Origin of the sequence: Actinomadura sp. 7K507, from assembly GCF_004348425.1 — a bacterium.
GTDB lineage: Bacteria > Actinomycetota > Actinomycetes > Streptosporangiales > Streptosporangiaceae > Spirillospora.
This window is the reverse complement of sequence record NZ_SMKK01000403.1, coordinates 1-4,492: the sequence shown is the minus strand read 5'-3', so window position 1 is coordinate 4,492 and position 4,492 is coordinate 1. Positions and strand designations below refer to the sequence as shown.

The window sequence follows — 4,492 nt, the reverse complement described above, 5'->3', positions numbered from 1 at the left end:
GGGGACCGGCGGGGGTGGCCGGCCGGTCACGCGGCCCATGCCGCCGGCCGGCACCTTGGCCGCCACCAGGGCCGTGGGCGGCGTGTCGCGCCAGCCGTGTGGTGGTGCCGGCCAGGCGGCGGGTCATCCGGTCGGTGGCCGCCCAGTACACGCGGCAGCTCGTGAATGGCCTGGGTGGTCAGTCAGCCCATCGTCGCGCCACCGCGCGAAGTAGTAGTACACCGTCGAACGGGGCGGCAGGTCATGCGGCAGGTACTCCCACCCGCACTCGGTACGCTCCTGATACGAGGATCGCATTGATGATCTCCCGCATCGCATACCGGCCCTGATGGCCCGACACCGACGGGTGCCGCGCCTGCAACGCCGCGATGACCGGCTCGATCAACGCCCACCGCTCATCAGACAGATCACTGCGATACGGCTTATGCGCTCCCGCGTCCTGGACCCCCATGCCACCCACGGCAGCCCGACAACGGACAACCCCAGTGAAAGACACATGCTGTTCTTTCAAGAGAGCCCCCGAAAGGCCAGAAATTTGAGGGAAATTCAGGTCCACGAAAAAATGGTCCGGGTGCCTGGTTGGCGTGGCGTGACGGGCGAGCCATGGTCGTGGATGTTCACATGGAACACGCCCCATTTGATAATTCCATATCCGAGGCGGTATACGAGATGGGTCCGCGCTGGTTTGTGCGGCGGGTGAATGCCAAACACCGTATTGCCCGGTTATCGGCCTGATCCCGTCGGCCGCTAATGCCCTGCCCCTTCGGCGGCATGTGGCCGGTACGGGCGGTTCGGCGGCCGGACGGGGCCGTTTGGGCCCCGACGTCCGGTCCGGGTGTGGCCTAGTTTCCGCCTCGGGGGAAGGGAGACAAGTAATGGTGGATCTTCCCCGGTATGTGGCCGGGCCGGGTATGCCTGACACCGCGCTGGGCGTGGTGCGCGCGGCCGGGTGGCGTTTCGAGCACGACCGGCACGGCAACACCTTCACGTTCGCCCCTGACCGCCGCGTGATCGCGGCGTTCCTGCCCGAGGGTGACCGGTTCGCGCCGATGATCACCAATTGGCCCTCGTGGGAACCGGTGTGGGTGATCCGCGCCTACGTGCACGGCGAACTGAACCAGGTGACCTGGGAGGCGACGTTCACCTCCGACACTCCGGCCGAGTTCATCGCGGCGTTCCTGCTCGACCTGGTCCGCAAGACCCCGCTCGACAATGACCGGGATGAACCGGCACCACCCCCGCTCGTCGACCAGTAACAGTCCCCCTGCGACGGGTTGGGCCCGTCCACCACGTGTGGACGGGCCCAACCCGTCTCTTTCGTTCCGTTGCCTTGTCGCCGGCCCTGCTGGGCACGGGCGACCGGCGAGGGGTCAGGCGTTGCGAAGGGCGCGGGCGGCGGCCTGGCCGATGGCGGCGGAGGCGTCGGCGGGATCGTCCAGCGGGACAGGGAGGGTGCCGTCCATGGGGGCGGTGGGGCCCAGGGTGAGCCAGAGGACGGCGCAGCCGCTGCGGGCCAGGCGGGTGATGCGCTGTTGCCCGTCGGTGCGCTCGGCGTCGTGGAAGATTCCGTCGGAGACGACGATCAGCAGCCGGGCGCCGCCGGGGCGGGAGAGGTCGAGCGCGGCGTCGAGTGCGTCGACGGCTTCGGCGAAGGCGTGGCGGTTGTCCGCGGCGGAGAATTCGTGCACTCGCGTGGCGGTGCGTCCGGGGCGGGTGACGGGGCGGACGGTGGCACCGAAGATCACGGTCGCGGCGCGCGCGTCCGGCACGTGTCCGGTGGCGCGGCCCAGGATCCACGCCGCCGAGGCGACCGGGGCGGCCAGGGGGCGCATCGAGGCCGACACGTCGCAGGCGATGCCGACCCGCAGCGGTGGGGCGGGAACGTGGCGGTGCACGGTGCGGGTGAACGGCTCGGCGGTCGGGACGGCTCCGGCAGCGCGCTGGGCGTCGGCGGCCAACGCGTCCCGCATCCGCAGCCGCCCGGGCGGGGTCGGCGAGGTGTGAGTGGTGGTGGCGCGGTCGCGGTGCGCGGCGTTGCGCAGGTGCCGGGCCAGACGGCGCGCAGCGGCCTGCTCGGCGTGCGTGGCCGCCCGGGTGCCGGTGATCTTGGTGGGGCCGTGCGTGACTTCGGGGAGGTCACCGAACACTCGGCTCGCGGCGCGGTCGGCTTGGTCGCGTGCCTGCTTTTCGGCGCGCCGCTCGGCCGAGCGGTCCGGCCCCGGTAGGGGCGCGGGTGGGGCGTCGGCGTCGGTGATGGCCTGCACGGCGGCGGTGATGGCCGCCGCCAGCGCCGACGATGCCGCATGGGCGCCGGGGCCGGTTTCGGGTGGGGGCGGAGGCTGGTCCGGGTCGATGCCCAGGCACTCGCACCACAGGCGGCCCAACTCCAGCATGCCCGCGGTGTCGTGGTCGACGGTGCGGTGCGCGGGGCACCACAACTCGGCCAGCACCCCCAGCCTGCCCGAGCCGATCACCTCGCACACGGCGCGGGCGACGGGAGCGGTCTCGTCGGTGTCCAGCACTGCGGCGGTGACGCGGGCGAGCAGCAGCGCGGCGGCGCAGCCCGCATCCCACGGCGTCATCGCCGCCCGCACACCGGCGGAGCCGCCCGCTCCGGCTGGCCGTGGTGAAGGTGCGGGCGTGAAGTCGGCCAGCACCAGGCCGGTGGCCGAGGCACGCAGCCAGCGGTGATCGCCGGGGCGGCGAGCCAGGTGCGCCGCTTCGATTCGGGATTCTTCCAGCAGTAGGGCCGCCTCCAACTGCGCAGTCCCGCGCACCGCGGCAGTCGAGCCAGGTGCTCGACTGGCGCCCGGGCCGGTAGTGGGGGTGGGGGCGGCGGTGAGGGTGGTGTGCCAGGTGGAGTGGTGGGCGTGAGCGGCCTCGTGCACGAGAACTCCCCACAGTGCGGGGTAGCGCTCTCGGTCCGAGGGGCGGGACGGGTCACAGGCGGCCGGGTCGTGGCCGAGATGGGTTCCGTCGAGTTCGATGGTCGCCAAGGCCGGGATGAAGCAGCCGGGGGCGCCGTGCCCGGCGCCGGGGGCGCAGGTCACGATCAAGTCGTCGCGTTCGGCGAGCGCGGCGACCTGCCCGGTCAAGGCGGCCGACAACCTGCTCCACGGGCCGCGCGCGGTGACGGTGCTGGTGGGGCTGGTGGCCGGGTTCAGGTGCGTGGGCATCTGAGGTGTTCTCCCTTCTCGGTCTTCGCTGCCGCTTTGGAAAAGCCCATGTCAGTGCTCGTTGGGTAGGGGAGTGGTTCGGCGGCTTTCAGAGTTGGCGGCCCAGGGCCAGTGGGGTGATGGCGCGTCCGTACACCGAGGACAGGACCGCGACGACGACGTCGCGGTCTTCTTCGGGGGCGATGCCCGCGAGGTTGGCCACGGCGGCATCGGTGCCGAGAACGCCGGCGATCTTGTCGAAGGCGATCAGTTCGCGCAGTTGCGGGGCCCAGCCGATCTCGCCGGAGGATTGCCGGGCGGCCAGGTTGCGGGCCGCCCGGACGGCCTTGGGATCGATGCGCAGGGTGCGGGCCAGGTCGTAGTCGGTGGACACGCGGATCTGCGCGGCGAACCTGGAGGCCAGCGCCTCGGTGAGGACGGCGCCGTGCACGCCGGGGTTGTGCCCGGCGATCACGTAGAAGCCTGGTTCGGCGGTGACGGTCTCACCCTTGTGCGCCTTGACCACGATCTGGCGGCGGCCGTCCATGGCGGGATAGACCACCGCGAGCACCTTGGGCGATATGAGGGTGGCGTCGTCGATGAACAGGCACCGGCCCTGGCTCATCGCCGTCACCAGCGGCCCGTGCACGAACTCATAGCCGCCGCCGGGGGCCTGGGTGTACTCACCGACGAAGTCGGCCACCGCGGTGTCGCCGTCACCGGCCACGGTGATCAGGTCGGGGAAGGCCGCCTCCACCAGGCTGGTCTTGCCGGTGCCGGGCGGCCCGTACAGCAGCGCCGCGATTCCGGCCTCGCGCAGGCGCCGCAACGCGGCAACGTCCGGCACCTCGGCCAGTTGCCGGGGGTGGTAGGTCTGCCCGTTCGGCCGCTGCACCGGTCCCGCGGGCGCGGGCGCGCGCCGCGGCGTCGGCGCGGCGGGCTGGCTGTGCGCGGCGCTGGTCCCGCTCGACGGCGACGGTGCCGCGGCGGGCGGCGGGTGGGGCGAGGGCCGTGCGGGCGAGGAGCCGGTGGGGTTGCGGCGGACGGTGGCGGCCTTGGCCGCGCCCGCGGTGGTGGGCGTGGCGCGGTAACGGCGGGGGTGAGCGCCTACCTGTTCGGCGTGGCCGTGCGTGACCAGGGTCTCCAGCGCGTTGCCTACCGCTCCGGACGAGCGGCCCAGCGCCCGCGCGATGTGCCCGGGGGTGTGCGCGCCGGGATGGTCGACCAGGTGCTCGGCTACGCGGCGGCGCAGTTCGCCTTGGCCCAGCCGACCGCCGCCACTGGCTGAGGGGGACATGACGGGGGAAACTCCTCACACATCGCGGACTACCGAGGGG

General features: G+C 72.5%; 3 protein-coding genes and 1 pseudogene. 1 reads left to right on the top strand and 3 read right to left on the bottom strand.

Annotated features, from left to right (window positions below):
- Window positions 1-186: 186 nt before the first annotated feature.
- Window positions 187-304 (bottom strand): annotated as a pseudogene (locus E1285_RS48030) (transposase); the annotation flags it as partial.
- 571 nt (window positions 305-875) lie between these two features.
- Here E1285_RS48030 and E1285_RS43390 point away from each other — a divergent pair.
- Complete coding sequence (locus E1285_RS43390) at window positions 876-1,256, top strand: DUF317 domain-containing protein (RefSeq protein ID WP_132160742.1); 381 nt, start codon at window positions 876-878, stop codon at window positions 1,254-1,256.
- A 114-nt stretch (window positions 1,257-1,370) separates the two neighbouring features.
- Here the strand turns inward: E1285_RS43390 and E1285_RS46225 are convergent, their stop codons facing one another.
- Together E1285_RS46225 and E1285_RS43370 are read right to left on the bottom strand one after the other, a co-directional pair.
- On the bottom strand, window positions 1,371-3,176 hold the full coding sequence (locus E1285_RS46225) for a vWA domain-containing protein (protein WP_165967022.1): 1,806 nt from the start codon (window positions 3,174-3,176) through the stop codon (window positions 1,371-1,373).
- Between the two features lie 88 nt (window positions 3,177-3,264).
- Window positions 3,265-4,452, bottom strand: a complete 1,188-nt coding sequence (locus E1285_RS43370) for an AAA family ATPase (protein ID WP_132160738.1) — start codon at window positions 4,450-4,452, stop codon at window positions 3,265-3,267.
- Between the last annotated feature and the right edge of the window lie 40 nt (window positions 4,453-4,492).

Bases quoted from the DNA above. Each gene is read 5' to 3' on its own strand.
- E1285_RS43390 (WP_132160742.1), top strand. From the start codon at position 876: ATGGTGGATCTTCCCCGGTATGTGGCCGGGCCGGGTATGCCTGACACC.
- E1285_RS46225 (WP_165967022.1), bottom strand. From the start codon at position 3,176: ATGCCCACGCACCTGAACCCGGCCACCAGCCCCACCAGCACCGTCACC.
- E1285_RS43370 (WP_132160738.1), bottom strand. From the start codon at position 4,452: ATGTCCCCCTCAGCCAGTGGCGGCGGTCGGCTGGGCCAAGGCGAACTG.